At 43.7% G+C, this 821-nt stretch carries 1 protein-coding gene; it reads left to right on the top strand.

Going from position 1 to position 821, the window contains the following annotated elements:
- Positions 1-821: hypothetical protein (locus R2Q77_RS20995; protein ID WP_316805667.1), on the top strand; the 821-nt coding region annotated here is incomplete at both ends.

Genomic DNA, 821 nt, shown 5'->3' with positions numbered 1-821 from the left:
AAAGCCATTTCGGTAACCAATGCCACTGACGGAAAAGATTTAACTGCAGCTACGGATAAAATTACCGTTGTTGGAGGAGCGGGTGCTTTATTGAAAGCAGCTACCGTTGATGTAAACGAATCAAAATTAAGCCTGCAAAATATCGGCGGTTTATTAAATGCAAACCAGGTTAATGGAGGTACTATAGGAGATGTTTTTGTAGTTGGTGCTGATGGAAAAGGAAGCTGGGTAAGCAAAACAGCCGCAACTACGGTAAGTAATACTTTAAATGGAACGTCTTTAACTACTACGGTTAACGGCACCACAGGCGCCGCTGTAGATTTAAAAGCAGCCATTCAAGGCGCACAAAAAACAACTGTTGTTGCAGCAGGCACAGGTACTGCTGTTGCAAGTGCTACAGCAAATGATGTAACAACTTATACGGTTTCGGCTGATTTGGCTACCCTTACTTTAGCAGGAGATGTAACCGGTGCAGCAAATGCAACCAAGGTAGAAAAAATCCAGGGTACAGCAGTAAGTGCTACAGCACCTACAGCCAACCAGGTTTTAACTTATGATGCAGTTGCAGGCAAATGGACAGCAGCTACACCAACGGTAAACGCTACGAATGTAACTGGTGCAGGGAACTTAACTTCTGACCAGATTACTTTTGTTGATGGAACGGGTGCAACACTAAAAAATGTAAAAGCAACTATAAACGATAAATCAATTACGGCTGGCATGTTGAATTCAACTGGCGCAACCAACGGACAAGTTGCCATTGCCAATGGAACAGGTGGAGTTAGTTACGGTAATTTGCCTGCAAGTTCAGTAACGGGCGC

Origin of the sequence: Pedobacter nototheniae, assembly GCF_032678625.1 — a bacterium.
Classification (GTDB): Bacteria; Bacteroidota; Bacteroidia; order Sphingobacteriales; family Sphingobacteriaceae; genus Pedobacter; species Pedobacter nototheniae_A.
This window is presented reverse-complemented; position numbering and strand designations above follow the sequence as displayed.